Origin of the sequence: Streptomyces sp. NPDC005492, from assembly GCF_040605995.1 — a bacterium.
GTDB lineage: Bacteria > Actinomycetota > Actinomycetes > Streptomycetales > Streptomycetaceae > Streptomyces.
The window spans coordinates 37,867-56,051 of record NZ_JBEXDX010000055.1; the positions used below are offsets into that span (position 1 = coordinate 37,867).

Below are 18,185 nucleotides of genomic sequence, written 5' to 3' on the forward strand. Positions count from 1 at the left end.
CGATTCGTTCCTTTGTCCCCAGTCCCGACACGCTTTTACCCAGCGCCCCACCCGAAGTACATCCCGTCCCGTCCGCGAACCACACGTTCGTGGGACCCGTGAGAGAGCGTGCCCTGTGGCTGACGTACCTGCCGATCTTGCCGCAGTGTGGCCACGAGTGCTGGAGCAACTTCTCGGTGAGGGGCGCGGGCAGGGTGTCGAGACCAAGGACGAGCACTGGATCCGGCGCTGCCAGCCCCTGGCACTCGTCGCCGACACTGCCCTGCTCGCCGTACCGAACGAGTTTGCGAAGGGCGTGCTCGAAGGCCGCCTCGCCCCGATCGTCAGCGAAACGCTGAGCCGCGAGTGCGGCCGGCCGATCCGGATCGCGATCACCGTCGACGACTCCGCCAACGAGCCCTCCGGCCCGCCGGCGCCCCCCGCCCAGCCCCAGCGTCGCTACGAAGAGCCCGAGCAGAACCGCGACCCGTACGAGGGGGGCTACGGCCGTCATCGCGCCGATCCGCTCCCGGGCGGCCCCGGCGACCAACTGCCCACGGCCCGTCCCGCCTATCCGTCGGAGTACCAGCGCCCCGAGCCGGGCGCCTGGCCGCGGCCGGCGCAGGACGACTACGGCTGGCAGCAGCAGCGGCTCGGCTTCCCGGAACGGGACCCGTACGCGTCGCCGTCGCAGGACCAGTACGGATCGCCCTCGCAGGACCAGTACGGGCCGCCGTCCCAGGACCAGTACGGGTCACCGGCGAAGGACCAGTACGGCCAGCCCCAGGACTCGTACCAGCCGCAGCAGGACAAGTACGCGCCGCCGACGCAGGACTACCGCCCGCAGTCGATGGAGCGTCCGTCCTACGAGCAGCAGCGCGCGGAGTACGAGCAGTCGCGGGCCGAGTACGAGCAGTCCCGCGCGGACTACAACCAGCGCGACGCGCGGCGCGATCTGTCCGACTCGCGTTCGTCGTCGAACTCCGGTCATGTGCACCGCGGCGGTCCGGGGTCGACCGGACCGTTGGGCTCGAAGCCCGCGCCGGCGGCCGGTCCGGGTGAGCCGACCGCGCGTCTGAATCCGAAGTACCTCTTCGACACGTTCGTCATCGGCGCCTCCAACCGCTTCGCGCACGCGGCCGCGGTCGCCGTCGCCGAGGCGCCCGCGAAGGCGTACAACCCCCTTTTCATCTACGGGGAGTCGGGGCTCGGCAAGACGCACCTGCTGCACGCGATCGGGCACTACGCGCGGAGCCTGTACCCCGGCACGCGCGTGCGGTATGTGAGCTCCGAGGAGTTCACCAACGAGTTCATCAACTCGATCCGCGACGGCAAGGGCGACAGCTTCCGCAAGCGGTACCGCGAGATGGACATCCTTCTTGTCGACGACATCCAGTTCCTCGCGGACAAGGAGTCGACGCAGGAGGAGTTCTTCCACACCTTCAACACGCTCCACAACGCGAACAAGCAGATCGTGCTCTCCAGCGACCGGCCGCCCAAGCAGCTGGTCACGCTGGAGGACCGGTTGCGGAACCGTTTCGAGTGGGGGCTGATCACCGACGTCCAGCCGCCCGAGCTGGAGACCCGTATCGCCATCCTTCGCAAGAAGGCGGTGCAGGAGCAGCTCAACGCCCCTCCGGAGGTGCTGGAGTTCATCGCCTCCCGCATCTCGCGCAACATCCGCGAGCTGGAGGGGGCACTGATCCGGGTGACGGCGTTCGCGTCGCTCAACCGGCAGCCGGTGGACCTCGGTCTCACCGAGATCGTCCTCAAGGACCTGATCCCGGGCGGCGAGGACTCGACCCCGGAGATCACCGCCACGGCGATCATGGGAGCGACCGCCGACTACTTCGGCATCACGGTCGAGGACCTGTGCGGCAGCTCGCGCGGCCGCCAACTGGTCACGGCCCGGCAGATCGCCATGTACGTGTGCCGCGAGCTGACCGACCTCTCCCTGCCGAAGATCGGCGCGCAGTTCGGCGGCCGCGACCACACGACGGTGATGCACGCCGACCGCAAGATCCGCGCCCTGATGGCCGAGCGCCGCTCGATCTACAACCAGGTCACCGAGCTGACCAACCGCATCAAGAACGGCTGACAGCCGCGGAGTTACGGCACCGAGGGCGCCCAGGGATCTTCTCTCTGGGCGCCTTTCGTCATGCCGTAGGGCGATTCCAGCGGCTTCCGGAGCCGATCCGGGACACGCCCGCAGCCGATCCGCACCTGTGCATCGGCTCCCCGCTGTTCGAATAGGCGCCGGGTTACGGCCGCCCTCCACAGATTCGGCGACTTTCTTCCGTCCACATCCTGGGGACTACGAAGTTGTCCAGATCGTGTCCACAGGCGCCGCGGGTGAGAGACCATCGAACCAGGTCAAGTGGTTGTGGATTCGTGGACAGAAGATCTCCACAGGCTGTGGACAAAACCGTGATCCACAGGCTGGGGACGGAGTTGTCCACCGACTACCCACAGGCTGGGGCCGGTTGTCCCCAGCGATCACCAGCTTCTCCACACCGCTGTCCACTGTTCGGCAACGCAACGCGCCACCTCACCGTGTCGAGTGAAAGGCGTCACACGAAGGTGCCGGGTTGCCCTGTGGGAAAGGTGGGTAAAGCTGGGGACGGCGCTGGGGAGAAGTGGCCCTCGGCTGTGCATGGGGTGTGCAGAACTTTCCGTTCTCCACAGAAACCCGAGGTTGTCCACCGGCGTCGCCCACAGGGTCGGTGGACAAAATTCCCGCTCTGACCTGCGAAAACGCGGTTATCCACGGTATCCACAGCCCCTACTACTACTAGCAACTAGAGAGAGCTGGGAATCCGTTTCGAAGCGGGGCCTGTGCACAACTCGCGCTTCGCTGCCTGCCTGCGGCTCGTCACGACTTGACCCCGAGAGGCACCTACTGTCAGTGCCGTGCGTCAGACTGTTCCCGGATGTCCTTCCCCTCACAGGGACCGACGACACCGAGACAGACGACGAAGCCAGGCAGGCCGAGAAGCGCCGGCAACAGCAGGAGGCGGCAACAGTGAAGATCCGGGTGGAACGCGACGTACTCGCGGAGGCAGTGGCCTGGGCGGCACGCAGCCTCCCGGCCCGTCCGCCGGCGCCGGTCCTCGCCGGCCTCCTGCTGAAGTCGGAGGAAGGGCAGCTCAGCCTGTCCAGCTTCGACTACGAGGTCTCCGCGCGCGTGTCGGTCGACGCGGAGGTCGAGGAGGAGGGCACGGTCCTCGTCTCCGGCCGGCTGCTCGCCGACATCTGCCGCGCCCTGCCCAACCGGCCGGTGGAGATTTCCACAGACGGTGTACGGGCGACGGTGGTCTGCGGCTCCTCCCGCTTCACCCTCCACACACTGCCTGTGGAGGAGTACCCGGCACTGCCGCAGATGCCGACCGCGACCGGCACCGTCCCCGGTGAGGTGTTCGCCTCCGCGGCCGCCCAGGTGGCCATCGCGGCGGGCCGTGACGACACGCTGCCCGTCCTCACCGGTGTGCGCATCGAGATCGAGGGCGACACGGTGACGCTGGCGTCCACCGACCGCTACCGCTTCGCGGTCCGCGAGTTCCTGTGGAAGCCGGAGAACCCGGAGGCGTCCGCGGTCGCCCTGGTGCCCGCCAAGACGCTCCTGGACACCGCCAAGGCGCTCACGAGCGGCGACAGCGTGATCCTGGCGCTGTCCGGCTCGGGCGCGGGCGAGGGCCTCATCGGCTTCGAGGGCGCCGGTCGCCGTACGACCACCCGCCTCCTGGAGGGCGACCTCCCGAAGTACCGCTCGCTCTTCCCGACGGAGTTCAACTCCATCGCCGTGATCGAGACCGCCCCCTTCGTGGAGGCCGTCAAGCGCGTGGCCCTGGTCGCCGAGCGCAACACTCCGGTGCGGCTGAGCTTCGAGCAGGGCGTGCTGATCCTGGAGGCCGGTTCCAGCGACGACGCACAGGCTGTGGAGCGGGTCGACGCGCAGTTGGAGGGCGACGACGTGTCGATCGCCTTCAACCCGACGTTCCTGCTGGACGGCCTGAGCGCCATCGACTCCCCGGTGGCCCAGTTGTCCTTCACGACGTCCACCAAGCCCGCGCTGCTCAGCGGCAAGCCGGCCCTGGACGCCGAGGCGGACGAGGCCTACAAGTACCTGATCATGCCGGTCCGCCTGAGCGGCTGATCCGTACCGACCAGAACACCGCAGGTCGGGGCATACGACTGAGTACTTTTGAGCGCGTATGCCCACAGGTGTGCATGAGCGTCCGGGTTTAGGCTCGGACACAGGTACGCAAGTGCCCTCCTGCCACGTCGCACTTAAGGAACGACTGATGGAGCTCGGTCTCGTCGGCCTCGGCAAGATGGGCGGCAACATGCGCGAGCGCATCCGCCGCGCAGGCCACACCGTCATCGGATACGACCGCAACCCGGACGTCGCCGATGTCCACAGCCTGGGAGAGCTTGTGGACAGGCTCAAGGGCCCCCGCGTGGTGTGGGTGATGGTCCCGGCCGGCGCGGCCACCCAGTCGACCGTCGACGAGCTGGCCGAGCTCCTGGAGCCCGGCGACGTCGTCGTGGACGGCGGCAACTCCCGCTGGACGGACGACGAGAAGCACGCCGCGGAGCTGGCGGCCAAGGGCATCGGTTTCGTCGACTGCGGAGTCTCCGGCGGCGTCTGGGGCCTGCAGAACGGCTATGCGCTGATGTACGGCGGCGACGCCGAGCACATCGCCAAGGTGCTGCCGGTCTTCGACGCGCTCAAGCCCGAGGGCGACTTCGGCGCGGTGCACGCCGGCAAGGTCGGCGCCGGGCACTTCTCGAAGATGGTCCACAACGGCATCGAGTACGCCATGATGCAGGCCTATGCCGAGGGCTGGGAGCTGCTGGAGAAGGTCGACTCCGTCACGGACGTGCGCGAGGTCTTCCGCTCCTGGCAGGAGGGCACGGTCATCCGCTCCTGGCTGCTCGACCTGGCCGTCAACGCCCTTGACGGCGATGAGCACTTGGACAAGCTCAAGGGCTTCGCGGAGGACTCCGGCGAGGGCCGCTGGACCGTCGAGGCGGCCATCGACAACGCCGTGCCGCTGCCCGCGATCACGGCCTCCCTCTTCGCGCGCTTCGCGTCGCGCCAGGAGGACTCGCCGCAGATGAAGATGGTCGCGGCGCTGCGCAATCAGTTCGGCGGCCACGCGGTCGAGACGAAGTAATCCACAGATCCACAGGCCGCGGGCCCGTGGATCCACAACCTGGGGGAGGTCGGCGAACGACCATGCACGTCACGCATCTGTCGCTGGCCGACTTCCGCTCGTATGCCGGGGTCGACGTCCCGCTCGACCCCGGCGTCACCGCGTTCGTGGGCCCCAACGGACAGGGCAAGACCAACCTCGTCGAGGCGATCGGTTACCTCGCCACCCTGGGCAGCCACCGTGTCTCCTCCGACGCCCCGCTGGTCCGGGTGGGCGCCGACCGCGCGATCATCCGGGCGCAGGTCCGACAGGGCGAACGGCAGCAGTTGGTCGAGCTGGAGCTGAACCCCGGCCGCGCCAACCGGGCTCGTGTCAACCGGTCCTCGCAGGTCAGACCCCGTGACGTGCTGGGCATCGTACGGACCGTGCTGTTCGCCCCCGAGGACCTCGCCCTGGTGAAGGGCGACCCCGGGGAGCGGCGCCGTTTTCTCGACGAGCTGATCACCGCGCGCTCCCCGCGCATGGCCGGCGTCCGTTCCGACTACGAGCGGGTCCTCAGGCAGCGCAACACCCTGCTGAAGTCGGCCGCGTTGGCGCGGCGGCACGGCGGACGCTCCATGGACCTGTCCACGCTCGACGTGTGGGACCAGCATCTCGCGCGCGTGGGCGCCGAGTTGCTCGCCCAGCGGCTCGATCTGATCGCCGCCGTCCAGCCCCTCGCGGACAAGGCGTACGAGCAACTGGCCCCCGGGGGCGGCCCGGTCGCCCTGGAGTACAAGCCCTCCGCGCCCGGTGAGGCGCACACCCGCGAGGACCTCTACGAGCAGCTCATGGCGGCCATCGCGGAGGCGCGCAAGCAGGAGATCGAGCGGGGCGTCACCCTCGTAGGACCTCATCGGGACGATTTGATTCTCAAACTCGGTCAGATGCCGGCCAAGGGCTACGCCTCGCACGGGGAGTCCTGGTCGTACGCCCTTGCGTTGCGGCTCGCGTCGTACGACCTGCTCAGGGCCGAGGGCAATGAGCCGGTCCTCGTGCTCGACGACGTGTTCGCCGAGCTGGACACGCGCCGCCGGGAGCGGCTGGCGGAGCTGGTGGCGCCCGGGGAGCAGGTGCTGGTGACGGCCGCGGTCGACGACGACGTACCGCACGTACTGGCGGGGACGCGGTACAGCGTGGCGGACGGGACGGTGGAGCGCGTATGAGCACCGGCGAAGAACCCGCGCCCAAGAAGGCGGCCGAGCCCTCCGGCGTCGACCTCGCGCGCGTGGCGCTGCGCGCCGCGAAGGAACAGGCACGCGCGCGTGGGGACGCGGCGCAGCAGAAGAAGCAGGCGCGGCGCGGCGGGCTGCGCTCCGGCGCACGCGCCGACGGCCGCGACCCGATGGCGCTCGGCGCCGCGATCAACCGGCTGCTGAACGAGCGCGGCTGGGAGACGCCGGCCGCGGTGGGCGGTGTGATGGGCCGCTGGCCGCAGATCGTCGGCGAGAACCTGGCCAAGCACTGCGTTCCGGAGAGGTACGACGAGGACGAGCGGGTGCTGGTCGTGCAGTGCGACTCCACGGCCTGGGCGACCCAACTACGTCATCTCACGCCCACGCTGGTGGCCCGGCTCAACGAGGACCTGGGGCATGGCACCGTGCGGATGATCAAGGTTCTCAACCCCGGTGGACCGCCTCGCCGCTACGGCCCTCTGCGGGCTCCGGGCAGCACAGGTCCCGGCGACACCTATGGGTGACTGACATCACAGTGAAGGCTCCGGCGGACGACCGGACGCGGTGGCGAACACCGACCTGACCCCGGAGTAGCAAAGGGTTGACACCCCGAAGCGCTGAGTGCCTCCGTGAGCCTCCTTGGGCCCCGTTCCGCATATGGGGAGTCGGGAGAGACCGGTTGAGGGCGGCACATGAGGACTCAGGTACCGGCAAACCCCCATCACTGTCGGCGCTACCGGTAGACTGGAAGCAATCCCGCCCCACTTGTGGGACACACACCGAGCAACGCTGACTAAGGCTTACCAACGCAACACGCCGCAGCCGCTCCGGCCACCCTCCACCAGGGGTGCCTCCAGAGCCTGGCTTGTGCTGTGCCAGAAAGGGCGCTTCGTGGCCGATTCCGGCAACCCCAACGAGAACATCCCGTCCACAGAGGCCTCGGCTGAAGTCGCCGAGGCTATTGGCACGGCGTACGACGCCAGCGCCATCACCGTCCTCGAAGGGCTGGACGCGGTCCGCAAGCGACCCGGTATGTACATCGGCTCGACCGGCGAGCGCGGTCTGCACCACCTGGTGCAGGAGGTCGTCGACAACTCCGTCGACGAGGCGCTGGCTGGCCACGCGGACACGATCGACGTCACGATCCTCCACGACGGCGGCGTGCGCGTGATCGACAACGGCCGAGGCATCCCGGTGGGCATCGTCCCGTCCGAGGGCAAGCCCGCCGTGGAGGTCGTGCTGACCGTGCTGCACGCGGGCGGCAAGTTCGGGGGCGGCGGCTACGCGGTCTCCGGCGGTCTGCACGGCGTGGGCGTCTCCGTGGTCAACGCGCTGTCCAGCAGGGTCGCCGTCGAGGTCAGGACCGACGGCTACCGCTGGACCCAGGACTACAAGCTGGGCGTCCCCACAGCCCCGCTCGCGCGGCACGAGGCCACGGAGGAGACCGGCACCTCGGTCACCTTCTGGGCCGACCCGGACATCTTCGAGACCACCGAGTACTCCTTCGAGACGCTGTCGCGGCGCTTCCAGGAGATGGCGTTCCTCAACAAGGGTTTGACGATCAAACTCACTGACGAGCGCGAGCTGGCGAAGGCCACGGCCGGTGCCGACGAGGCGGGTGCGGACGAGAAGGACGAGGTCAAGACCGTCACGTACCACTACGAGGGCGGCATCGTCGACTACGTGACGTACCTCAACTCCCGCAAGGGAGACGTGGTGCACCCGACCGTCATCGACCTGGAGGCGGAGGACAAGGACAAGAGCCTGTCCCTCGAGGTCGCGATGCAGTGGAACAGTGGTTACACCGAGGGTGTGTACTCCTTCGCCAACATCATCCACACGCATGAGGGCGGCACGCACGAAGAGGGCTTCCGGGCCGCGCTGACGTCGCTGATCAACAAGTACGCGCGCGACAAGAAGCTGCTCCGCGAGAAGGACGACAACCTCACGGGCGACGACATCCGCGAGGGTCTGACCGCGATCATCTCGGTGAAGCTGGCCGAGCCCCAGTTCGAGGGCCAGACCAAGACCAAGCTCGGCAACACCGAGGCGAAGACCTTCGTACAGAAGGCGGTCTACGAACACCTCAACGACTGGCTGGACCGCAACCCGAACGAGGCCTCGGACATCATCCGCAAGGGCATCCAGGCGGCCACCGCGCGCGTGGCGGCCCGCAAGGCCCGCGACCTCACCCGGCGCAAGGGCCTGCTGGAGACCGCGTCCCTGCCGGGCAAGCTCTCCGACTGCCAGTCGAACGACCCCACCAAGTGCGAGATCTTCATCGTCGAGGGTGACTCCGCCGGCGGCTCGGCCAAGTCCGGCCGGAACCCGCAGTACCAGGCGATCCTCCCGATCCGAGGCAAGATCCTCAACGTCGAGAAGGCCAGGATCGACAAGATCCTGCAGAACCAGGAGATCCAGGCGCTGATCTCCGCCTTCGGCACCGGAGTCCACGAGGACTTCGATATCGAGCGGCTGCGCTATCACAAGATCATTCTGATGGCGGACGCCGACGTCGATGGCCAGCACATCTCCACCCTGCTGCTGACCTTCCTGTTCCGCTTCATGCGGCCGCTGGTCGAGGCCGGGCACGTCTTCCTGTCGCGCCCCCCGCTGTACAAGATCAAGTGGGGCCGCGACGACTTCGAGTACGCGTACTCGGACCGCGAGCGCGACGCCCTGATCGAGCTGGGCCGGCAGAACGGCAAGCGGATCAAGGAAGACTCGATCCAGCGCTTCAAGGGTCTCGGCGAGATGAACGCCGAGGAGCTGCGCATCACCACGATGGACCAGGAGCACCGCGTCCTCGGCCAGGTCACCCTGGACGACGCCGCGCAGGCCGACGACCTGTTCTCGGTCCTCATGGGCGAGGACGTCGAGGCGCGCCGCCAGTTCATCCAGCGCAACGCCAAGGACGTCCGCTTCCTCGACATCTGAGTCGGTCTCAGCTGACCGCACCAGGAAGGATCCTCACCAGCAATGGCCGACGAGAACACTCCTAGTACGCCCGAAGAGGGCGCCATCATCGCCCAGCGCGTCGAGCCCGTCGGGCTCGAGACGGAGATGCAGCGCTCGTATCTCGACTACGCGATGTCCGTCATCGTGTCGCGCGCCCTGCCCGACGTCCGTGACGGCCTCAAGCCCGTCCACCGCCGCGTCCTGTACGCCATGTACGACGGCGGCTACCGGCCCGAGAAGGGCTTCTACAAGTGCGCCCGCGTCGTCGGCGACGTCATGGGCAACTACCACCCGCACGGCGACTCCTCGATCTACGACGCGCTGGTCCGCCTCGCGCAGCCGTGGTCGATGCGGATGCCGCTGGTGGACTCCAACGGCAACTTCGGCTCCCCGGGCAACGACCCCGCCGCCGCCATGCGCTACACCGAGTGCAAGCTGGCGCCGCTGTCCATGGAGATGGTCCGTGACATCGACGAGGAGACCGTCGACTTCACGGACAACTACGACGGCCGCTCCCAGGAGCCGACCGTCCTGCCGGCCCGCTTCCCGAACCTGCTGATCAACGGCTCGGCCGGGATCGCGGTCGGCATGGCGACCAACATCCCGCCGCACAACCTCCGTGAGGTCGCGGCGGGCGCCCAGTGGTGCCTGGAGAACCCCGAGGCCTCGCACGAGGAGCTCCTCGACGCGCTGATCGAGCGCATCAAGGGCCCCGACTTCCCGACCGGCGCCCTCGTCGTCGGCCGTAAGGGCATCGAAGAGGCGTACCGCACCGGTCGCGGCTCGATCACCATGCGCGCGGTCGTCGAGGTGGAGGAGATCCAGAACCGCCAGTGCCTGGTGGTCACCGAACTCCCCTACCAGACCAACCCCGACAACCTCGCGCAGAAGATCGCCGACCTGGTGAAGGACGGCAAGGTCGGCGGCATCGCCGACGTCCGCGACGAGACGTCGTCCCGTACCGGCCAGCGCCTCGTCATCGTCCTCAAGAGGGACGCGGTCGCCAAGGTCGTACTGAACAACCTCTACAAGCACACGGACCTTCAGTCGAACTTCAGCGCCAACATGCTGGCCCTGGTCGACGGTGTGCCGCGGACGCTGTCCCTGGACGCGTTCATCCGCCACTGGGTGGCGCACCAGATCGAGGTCATCGTCCGGCGGACGAAGTTCCGGCTGCGCAAGGCCGAGGAGCGGGCGCACATCCTGCGCGGCCTCCTGAAGGCCCTGGACGCCATCGACGAGGTCATCGCGCTGATCCGGCGCAGCGACACCGTGGAGATCGCGCGTACGGGCCTGATGGGCCTCCTGGAGATCGACGAGATCCAGGCGAACGCCATCCTGGAGATGCAGCTTCGCCGACTGGCCGCCCTGGAGCGCCAGAAGATCATCCAGGAGCACGACGAACTCCAGGCGAAGATCACCGAATACAACGAGATCCTCGCCTCCCCGGTCCGCCAGCGCGGCATCGTCAGCGAGGAACTCGCCGCGATCGTCGAGAAGTTCGGCGACGACCGCAAGACGATGCTGGTGCCCTTCGACGGCGACATGTCCATCGAGGACCTCATCGCCGAAGAGGACATCGTCGTCACCATCTCGCGCGGCGGCTACGTCAAGCGCACCAAGGCGGACGACTACCGCTCCCAGAAGCGCGGCGGCAAGGGCGTACGCGGCACGAAGCTCAAGGAAGACGACATCGTCGACCACTTCTTCGTGTCGACCACCCACCACTGGCTGCTGTTCTTCACCAACAAGGGCCGCGTCTACCGCGCGAAGGCGTACGAACTCCCCGACGCCGGCCGGGACGCGCGCGGGCAGCATGTCGCGAACCTGCTCGCCTTCCAGCCGGACGAGGCGATCGCCGAGATCCTCGCGATCCGCGACTACGAGGCGGCGCCCTACCTGGTCCTCGCCACCAAGGGTGGCTTGGTCAAGAAGACGCCTCTTAAGGATTACGATTCCCCCCGCTCGGGAGGTGTCATCGCGATCAACCTCCGTGAGACGGAGGATGGTTCCGACGACGAACTGATCGGCGCCGAACTCGTCTCGTCCGAGGACGATCTGCTGCTGATCAGCAAAAAGGCACAGTCGATCCGGTTCACCGCGACGGATGACGCGCTGCGTCCCATGGGGCGTGCCACCTCCGGTGTCAAGGGCATGAGTTTCCGCGAGGGCGACCAGTTGCTCTCGATGAATGTTGTTCGACCCGGTACGTTCGTGTTCACTGCCACGGACGGCGGGTACGCGAAGCGGACCGCCGTCGACGAGTACCGCGTCCAGGGTCGCGGCGGCCTCGGCATCAAGGCCGCCAAGATCGTCGAGGACCGCGGTTCTCTCGTCGGCGCGCTGGTGGTCGAGGAGACCGACGAGATCCTCGCCATCACGCTGTCCGGCGGTGTGATTCGTACGCGAGTCAACGAGGTCAGGGAGACGGGCCGTGACACCATGGGCGTCCAACTGATCAACCTGGGCAAGCGCGATGCCGTCGTCGGTATCGCTCGTAACGCCGAGGCGGGATCCGAGGCGGCGGAAGTCGACGGCGACGAGGCCGTGGACGAGACCGCCGAGGGTGTCGCGACCACCGGCACGGACGAGGGTGACGCACCCTCCGTCGAGTAGCACGAGGAGAGAGTCATCGTGAGCGGAGCCACGGGCGCCGGATCGACCGGTACGGACACGGACGGCGGCGGCCGTGGCTCCGCCGCGAACGCGACAGATCCGCACACGACCCAACTGCGTGCGATCGACGCGAAGAAGGCCGACTCGCACGCGCCCGACACGCATGGATCCCAGGGGGGAACTGTGACGGACACCCGAGGCCCGCAGACCCAGCAGCAGTCGGCTGGGGCGGGCCCGGCCGCGCCGGGAGCTGGCGCCCCGGCCGCGCCCGCCACTCCGCCGCAGGCCTCCCCGCTGCCGGGGGAGCGCCAGCCGCAGCAGGCGCAGGGTCCCTACCACCCGCCGCAGGCCTACCCCACGCAGGCGTCGGCCGCCCAGACCGGTGCCGTACGGCGTCCGCGCACGGGCGCGCGCACCGCGCCCCGCACCCGCAAGGCGCGGCTGCGGGTGGCCAAGGCCGACCCGTGGTCGGTGATGAAGGTCAGCTTCCTGCTCTCCATCGCGCTGGGCATCTGCACGGTCGTGGCGTCCGCGGTGCTGTGGATGGTCATGGACGCGATGGGGGTCTTCTCCACGGTCGGCGGCACGATCTCGGAGGCGACCGGTTCGAACGAGTCGAACGGCTTCGACCTGCAGTCCTTCCTGTCGCTTCCGCACGTCCTGACGTTCGCGGGGATCATCGCGGTCATCGACGTCGTCCTCGCCACGGCCCTCGCGACGCTCGCCGCGTTCATCTACAACCTCTCCGCCGGCTTCGTCGGCGGCATCGAGCTGACGCTCGCCGAGGACGAGTGAGAACTCGGGTCAACGGGGGTTGAAACCTCCCTGGGCGGTCCCATGACTATCGATTTTGGGACTGCCCATGTCGTGCGCTAATCTTCAGGAGTCAGCGCGCGGGACACACTCCGCACAGCGCGGCGGGGCTATAGCTCAGTTGGTTAGAGCGCATCCCTGATAAGGATGAGGCCACAGGTTCAAATCCTGTTAGCCCCACCAGCACGAAGACCCCCGGTCCGGATGGATCGGGGGTCTTCGGCATCTGTGGCCGACATCGACAGCCGAGGGCGAGCCGTTCATGCGCGTACGACGAGTGGTCCTGTGGGGGCTGTGGTTTGCGTGTCTGGTGTTCTCCCTCTGGTTCTTCGGGGAGATGATCGCGCTGTTCCTGGAGGCGGAGTCCTGGTGACTCCGGCGGCAGCAGAACGACCCCCGGCCGCAACAGGCCGGGGGTCGTCGGTGTCTTCTCTGGAGCGTTGTACGCAAGTTCGCCGCTGTGCCAGAGACGTTGGGGCGGTGGGGACTTGGGTGAGGTGAGGTGTCGCGTGCCGGTCAGCGCTGGAGGGGTGTCGGCGGCTCGGCGTGGTCCGGGTCGGCCGGGGTGGCGGGCTCCGTGGTCTCGTCCGTGTCCGTCGGCGGGCGGTGGCGGCAACTGGGGGACTTGCCGTGGGCCTCGGCGCGGATGCGCTGCTTCATCGTGGGGGGCAGGGACCTGGTGAAGGACCAGGGGGAGATCGCCGGTGTCGTCACCTGCGCGGTGGCGCTGGTGCCCGTCGCCTTGGACCGGGGCAGCGCGGCGGCGGTGGCTGCCGGCGCGCTGATCGTGATGAGTCCGAGCGCCGTGCACAGCGCGAGGAAGGCGGTGACGAAGGCGTTCCACAGCTTCATGACCTTGATCTGGGTCATGGCCCCTCACTTTCGGGTTGGGCGATTTGCGTACTTTCCTCATGATGTGTATGCGGCTCGCGAAGTGGTGGACCGACGCCCGTGGCGCGTCGATGTTCCGATGAACACCACCCGGATGGGTGCAAGTGGCCCAAAAACGGCAGGAAAGTGGAGAAGCGTGGGCGAAGTGACCTTCTGTGAGGGTGTGATCACCCTCCGATCGGAGCGGTTCCGTCCGCTCCTACTGCGTTGTCCCGGGCGGCAGTTGGCCGCGGACACAGGTCACCGATCGGTATCGGTCGGTGTGTATAGTCGGGCGACAGAGGTCCCCAACGTCAAGGAAAGACGAGGTCGCGCGGTGAAGAAGCTTCTCCTGGTCGCACTGGCCGCCATCGGCGGGCTCCTCGTGTACCGCCAGATCCAGGCGGATCGCGCCGAGCAGGATCTGTGGACGGAGGCGACCGACTCCGTGCCCACGGGTTCGTGAGTACCGAGATCCAGTTCTGAGCAAGCCCCGACCGCCTGGCGGTCGGGGCTTTGTGTTGCGCTCCCGCTCCGGTGCGGGTACGGACGCCACGACCCGGGCGTTTCGGACGCTCGTACGCATTGCCCGGATGCCACGCGCGCGTGCGGGGCAGGATGGGCCACGTCCGGAGCAACGACGAGGGGTGACGTGTGATGGGGCGGCGTACGGCGTGGTGGCGGACGCGGGCACAGGGCGGCCGTACGCCCGTCGCTGGGGCCCTGCGACGTGCCGGTGTCGTCGCCGCGGTGCTGTGCGCGACGGCCGGCCTCACGGTCCTGCCCGCCACGGCGGCCGGGTCACCGAGCCCCTACGGCTACGACAAGGGCGACCGGACCGTCGACGGAGCGGTCGGCACGGACGAGGCCGAGATTCTCAAGCCCGGTGAGACGTACAGGAGTTCCCTGCCGAAGGGCGCCGGCCTCTACTACGGCCTCGATCTCGACACCACGTCGGACATCTACGTCTCCGTGACCGCCGTGCCTCCGGCGGGCACCACGGTTGCCGCGACCGACGGCATCAAGGTGTCGATGCAGAACGCCGCAGGCACCGCCTGCACGCACCGGAGCGCCACCTTCGGCGCGGACCGGAGCCCCCACCCGGTCGCCGCCTGGGCCGCGCGGGAGGCGGGCCAGGTCCTGTGCAAGGGCGGCGGCAAGTACTACGTGCTCGTCGAGCGCGTCGACGCGTCGGGTTCCTCGCCGGACACCTGGGGCCTGGAACTCACCGCGGTGTCGGAACCCCCGCCGGCCCAGGCCGGCACGACCGACGCGCCCCAGGACTGGAACTCCGCTTCGCCCGAGGCCGTCACCGGGGAGGCCCGGCGCCGGGCGGGCGGGTCGGGCTTCGCCGGGGCGGTCGCCGTGGGACAGGGGGTGTGGCGGGACGACGTCGAGCCCGGCGGGACGCTCTTCTACAAGGTGCCGGTCGACTGGGGCCAACAGCTCTCCGTCACCGCTGAACTGGGCGCTTCGAGCGGCGGCAGCGGCTATGTGACGCGTGCGCTGGACCTGGCGCTCTACAACCCTGTGCGCGGCTCCGTCGACGAGGCCGGCCTCAGCTATCAAGGCGGCCAGGACTCCGCTGCCCTCCAGCCCCTGCCGCCCGTCGAGTACCGCAACCGCTACTCCGTCCTCGACCACGAGAACGGGATGCGCTTCGCCGGGTCGTACTACCTCGTCGTGCATCTCGCCGCGCAGGTGGCCGACAGCTTCGGCCAGGGGCCGTTCCCGGTGACCCTGCGCGTGCGTGTCAGCGGCGCGGCGCATGCCGGTCCCGGGTACGCGGGGCAGTCCGCACCCCGGAACATCTTCGATGTGACCACGCAGGACCGCGAGGCGGCCGCGACGGGGAACGCCGGGGGAGGCGACACCGCGATGAAGGTGCTCGCGGTGGCCGGGATCGGTGCGGGCAGCGTGCTGCTGGCGACGCTCGGCGTGTGGACGGTGGCGGCCCGGCGGCGGGCTTCGACGGCCGCGCTGTAGCCGCCGGTGCGGGTCAGACGCGGGTCAGCGCCCAGAACCCCACGCCGTAGCAGACCAGTGCGAGCAGCAGGACCGGGATCGCCACCCTCGCGGGCGGCCCGGGACGGCGCCGGGCGCGTCTGGCCCGGTGCTGCGGAACCTGCGGGACCTCCGCGGTGTACGAAGCGGTGGAGGGATCGGCACGCGGCCGGGGGGAGGACAGGACAGGGGGCGGTGGCAGATGGAAGCTGCCGGTGTCTGACATCGGAGTGGGAGTTGGGGTGGGGGTCGGGGCGGACGGCTCGGAGACGATGCCCCGGCGTGGATCGAGGGGGACGGAGTCCGTGCCGCGCGGACCCGTTTCGGCTCCGGTCACCTGAGATGTCGTCGATCCCGTGTCCACCCCGGAAGCCCGCTTCAGCGGACCCTCGGGCGCGAACCCCGAAGGAAGCGGCCCCAGTTGGTCGAAGATCTCGATCAACTCGTCGTCGGGGCCGGGCGCGGGCAGCAGTTCCGCCGCTGCGGCAAGCGCCTTGCGCGCCCCCGTGGCCGTACGGAAGCGGGCCTGTGGATCGGGCTGCAGCAGCATCGCCACGACCTGCCACAGCGGTTCGGGAATCCCCTTGGGCGCCCCGGGCGTCCCGTGCTCCGCGAAGTACTGGACGAGTGCCTTGGAGTCCGGCTTGGCGCCCTCCAGCAGATACAGCGCCACCAGTCCTACGGCGAACAGGTCGGAGGGGAAGTCCGGATCCGCGCCCATCATCTGCTCGGGCGCGAGGTAACCCGGCGTGCCCACCACGAGGTTGGTCTCCGTCAGGCGGGCCTCACCCAGCCGCATCGCGATGCCGAAGTCGGACAGGCGCAGCCGCGGGCGGGCCGTGCCGGTGGCTTCGAGGAGCAGGTTGGCGGGCTTGACGTCACGGTGGACGACACCTTCGGCGTGCACCGCGGCGAGACCGGAGAGGAGCTGGTCGAGCAGCGTGCAGACGAACGCGGGAGGCAGCGGGCCGTAGTCCCCGACGAGATGGACGAGCGAACCGCCCGCCACCAGGTCCATGGTGAACAGGACCTTGTCGTCGTCGGCGGCCCAACTGGCCGGTGCGAGCACATGGGGGTGATCGATCCGCAGTGCCTGTTCCCGTACGAAGCGCAGCAGGGAGTGCGCGTCGCTCTGCTGCAGGACCTTGGCGGCCACATAGCGGCGACGGCGGTGGTCCCAGGCGCGCCAGACCGCGCCGACACCTCCGCGCCCGATCGGGTCGACCAGTTCGTACCGGCCGGCGAAGACCTCACCCATGGCTGTGCGTCGCTCCTCCCCCTTCGACCACCCCGGCGTGCCCGGCCGCCGAACCCCCGATCGGCTGCCGGGCCGTGAGGCTCAGCTCTGGTGGGACTGGTAGTGCGCGACCGCGTCGGAGGTGCGGCCGGCGCCGTAGACCCGGAGGAACTCTGCCAGTTCGGGGTGGGTCGGGGCGAGGGTGTCCGCCGCGTCGATGATGTCGCCGGCGGCGGCGACCGAGCGCAGCAGCGACTGGATCTCGCGGACCACCCGCTTGACCGTGGGCGCCCCCGAACTGCTCGTCGTGGTCGTGGTGTTGCTGAGCACCGAGCCCCCTTGGGACTTCTTGATCTCGTCCATGCGCTCGGTGGCCTCGGCCGCGCTCACGCTCCCGTCCGCGACCTGCCCCGCCAGGTCCTGCAGCAGTTGCACCCGCTGGACCACCGCGGGATTGCCGATCTTCGCCCGCTGACCGCTCATCAACTGGGACAACATCGGTGCGGAGAGTCCCAACACCCCCGCGAGACGAGCCTGGTTGAGCCCCAGATCGTCGATGAGCTTACGGAAGAGCGCCCCCAAAGGCTCTCCGTACCAGTTCCGCTGCAGCTCCCGCGCTCTGGCGGTGGCTTCCTGCTGTGCGGCGTCCATTGCGTCTCCCCATCGCTTCCCCAAAACCGCGGTTCGCTCTAGCGAACCACGCCGAGCATCTTACGGAGAGTGGTCGTTCACCGGGAGCCCCATCTTTTTGCGAGATACCGGGGGTGACCCGGTACGCTGGTCCCCGAAGCTCGCCGGTATGTGGTTCTGCCGGTCGGACGCTTCTCTAGCGGGGCCTTAGCTCAGTTGGTAGAGCGCTGTCTTTGCATGGCAGATGTCAGGGGTTCGACTCCCCTAGGCTCCACATCCCGCACCGGCCGGTCGCCCTCAGTGGCGTCCGGCCGGTGTTCGTTTGTGTCCGTGGGGTGACGTGCGTCACGTAACGGGCGGATCTTCGTTGCAGTTATTTGCGCAAACTTCCATGTTGAACAAAATTCGCAGGAGCGTCCTGCCGCTGGGCGACCCGGTGTGGAGATGATGTGGACGTGCGTGCGTCCCGCGTGTGAGCTGTATGAATACGGACGCGTAACCAAGGGTGTGCGGTACGTCAAGGGTGTCTGTGCGCTACTTGTACACCTCGGCCGTTGCAAACGTCATCGCGGGCCGTCTGCGTAAATCAAAGGTGTTGGACAGCCCGGTGAATGTTCCACGTGAAACATCGCCGTGGGGCGGGAGACCCTCGAGGACCAGGACACCGCCGACTACCTCAACGAGCACTTCGTCAGCGTCAAGGTCGAC

General features: G+C 68.5%; 13 protein-coding genes and 2 tRNA genes. 12 read left to right on the top strand and 3 right to left on the bottom strand.

Features of this window, described 5'->3' with window-relative positions; all coding sequences use genetic code 11:
- Positions 1-115: 115 nt before the first annotated feature.
- From dnaA to ABZT04_RS40520, 9 genes are all read left to right on the top strand, one after another.
- Entirely contained in the window at positions 116-2,077 is a 1,962-nt protein-coding gene (gene dnaA, locus ABZT04_RS40480; RefSeq protein ID WP_356064169.1) for a chromosomal replication initiator protein DnaA, read from the top strand.
- Positions 2,078-3,001: 924 nt separating this feature from the next.
- Complete coding sequence (gene dnaN / locus ABZT04_RS40485; RefSeq protein ID WP_356064171.1) at positions 3,002-4,132, top strand: DNA polymerase III subunit beta; 1,131 nt, start codon at positions 3,002-3,004, stop codon at positions 4,130-4,132.
- Positions 4,133-4,280: 148 nt separating this feature from the next.
- Positions 4,281-5,156, top strand: a complete 876-nt coding sequence (gnd, locus tag ABZT04_RS40490) for a phosphogluconate dehydrogenase (NAD(+)-dependent, decarboxylating) (protein ID WP_356064174.1) — start codon at positions 4,281-4,283, stop codon at positions 5,154-5,156.
- Positions 5,157-5,218: 62 nt separating this feature from the next.
- Positions 5,219-6,340: a DNA replication/repair protein RecF gene (gene recF / locus ABZT04_RS40495; protein ID WP_356064176.1), complete on the top strand. Its 1,122-nt coding sequence runs from the start codon at positions 5,219-5,221 to the stop codon at positions 6,338-6,340.
- Entirely contained in the window at positions 6,337-6,873 is a 537-nt protein-coding gene (locus ABZT04_RS40500) for a DciA family protein (protein WP_356064178.1), read from the top strand. The genes recF and ABZT04_RS40500 overlap by 4 nt, the downstream gene beginning before the upstream one ends.
- Before the next feature lie 343 nt (positions 6,874-7,216).
- Complete coding sequence (gene gyrB, locus ABZT04_RS40505; protein WP_356064181.1) at positions 7,217-9,286, top strand: DNA topoisomerase (ATP-hydrolyzing) subunit B; 2,070 nt, start codon at positions 7,217-7,219, stop codon at positions 9,284-9,286.
- A 42-nt stretch (positions 9,287-9,328) separates the two neighbouring features.
- Complete coding sequence (gene gyrA, locus ABZT04_RS40510; protein WP_356064184.1) at positions 9,329-11,923, top strand: DNA gyrase subunit A; 2,595 nt, start codon at positions 9,329-9,331, stop codon at positions 11,921-11,923.
- 18 nt (positions 11,924-11,941) lie between these two features.
- Positions 11,942-12,718 carry a DUF3566 domain-containing protein gene (locus ABZT04_RS40515; protein WP_356064186.1) on the top strand — a complete coding sequence of 259 codons (777 nt, stop codon included), beginning with the start codon at positions 11,942-11,944 and terminating at the stop codon, positions 12,716-12,718.
- A gap of 124 nt (positions 12,719-12,842) precedes the next feature.
- A tRNA-Ile gene (locus ABZT04_RS40520) sits at positions 12,843-12,919 on the top strand.
- A gap of 333 nt (positions 12,920-13,252) precedes the next feature.
- On the opposite strand, the gene ABZT04_RS40525 is transcribed toward ABZT04_RS40520, so the two are convergent.
- Positions 13,253-13,606: a DUF6344 domain-containing protein gene (locus ABZT04_RS40525; RefSeq protein WP_356064189.1), complete on the bottom strand. Its 354-nt coding sequence runs from the start codon at positions 13,604-13,606 to the stop codon at positions 13,253-13,255.
- 337 nt (positions 13,607-13,943) lie between these two features.
- Here ABZT04_RS40525 and ABZT04_RS40530 point away from each other — a divergent pair, with 337 nt between their 5' ends.
- Together ABZT04_RS40530 and ABZT04_RS40535 are read left to right on the top strand one after the other, a co-directional pair.
- The gene (locus ABZT04_RS40530; protein ID WP_003999697.1) at positions 13,944-14,072 is read left to right on the top strand and encodes a DLW-39 family protein; all 129 of its coding nucleotides are present in this window, start codon (positions 13,944-13,946) and stop codon (positions 14,070-14,072) included.
- 191 nt (positions 14,073-14,263) lie between these two features.
- Complete coding sequence (locus ABZT04_RS40535; protein WP_356064192.1) at positions 14,264-15,592, top strand: hypothetical protein; 1,329 nt, start codon at positions 14,264-14,266, stop codon at positions 15,590-15,592.
- 13 nt (positions 15,593-15,605) lie between these two features.
- On the opposite strand, the gene ABZT04_RS40540 is transcribed toward ABZT04_RS40535, so the two are convergent.
- Positions 15,606-16,868: a serine/threonine-protein kinase gene (locus tag ABZT04_RS40540; protein ID WP_356064195.1), complete on the bottom strand. Its 1,263-nt coding sequence runs from the start codon at positions 16,866-16,868 to the stop codon at positions 15,606-15,608.
- Positions 16,869-16,949: 81 nt separating this feature from the next.
- Complete coding sequence (locus tag ABZT04_RS40545; RefSeq protein ID WP_019055167.1) at positions 16,950-17,498, bottom strand: DNA-binding protein; 549 nt, start codon at positions 17,496-17,498, stop codon at positions 16,950-16,952.
- Between the two features lie 180 nt (positions 17,499-17,678).
- Between ABZT04_RS40545 and ABZT04_RS40550 the strand changes: the two genes are divergently transcribed.
- Positions 17,679-17,751 (top strand) — tRNA-Ala (locus ABZT04_RS40550).
- Positions 17,752-18,185 lie beyond the last annotated feature (434 nt).

Coding starts and splice junctions, on each gene's coding strand:
- gnd (WP_356064174.1), top strand. CDS start 4,281: ATGGAGCTCGGTCTCGTCGGCCTCGGCAAGATGGGCGGCAACATGCGC.
- recF (WP_356064176.1), top strand. CDS start 5,219: ATGCACGTCACGCATCTGTCGCTGGCCGACTTCCGCTCGTATGCCGGG.
- ABZT04_RS40500 (WP_356064178.1), top strand. CDS start 6,337: ATGAGCACCGGCGAAGAACCCGCGCCCAAGAAGGCGGCCGAGCCCTCC.
- gyrA (WP_356064184.1), top strand. CDS start 9,329: ATGGCCGACGAGAACACTCCTAGTACGCCCGAAGAGGGCGCCATCATC.
- ABZT04_RS40525 (WP_356064189.1), bottom strand. CDS start 13,606: ATGACCCAGATCAAGGTCATGAAGCTGTGGAACGCCTTCGTCACCGCC.
- ABZT04_RS40535 (WP_356064192.1), top strand. CDS start 14,264: ATGGGGCGGCGTACGGCGTGGTGGCGGACGCGGGCACAGGGCGGCCGT.
- ABZT04_RS40540 (WP_356064195.1), bottom strand. CDS start 16,868: ATGGGTGAGGTCTTCGCCGGCCGGTACGAACTGGTCGACCCGATCGGG.
- ABZT04_RS40545 (WP_019055167.1), bottom strand. CDS start 17,498: ATGGACGCCGCACAGCAGGAAGCCACCGCCAGAGCGCGGGAGCTGCAG.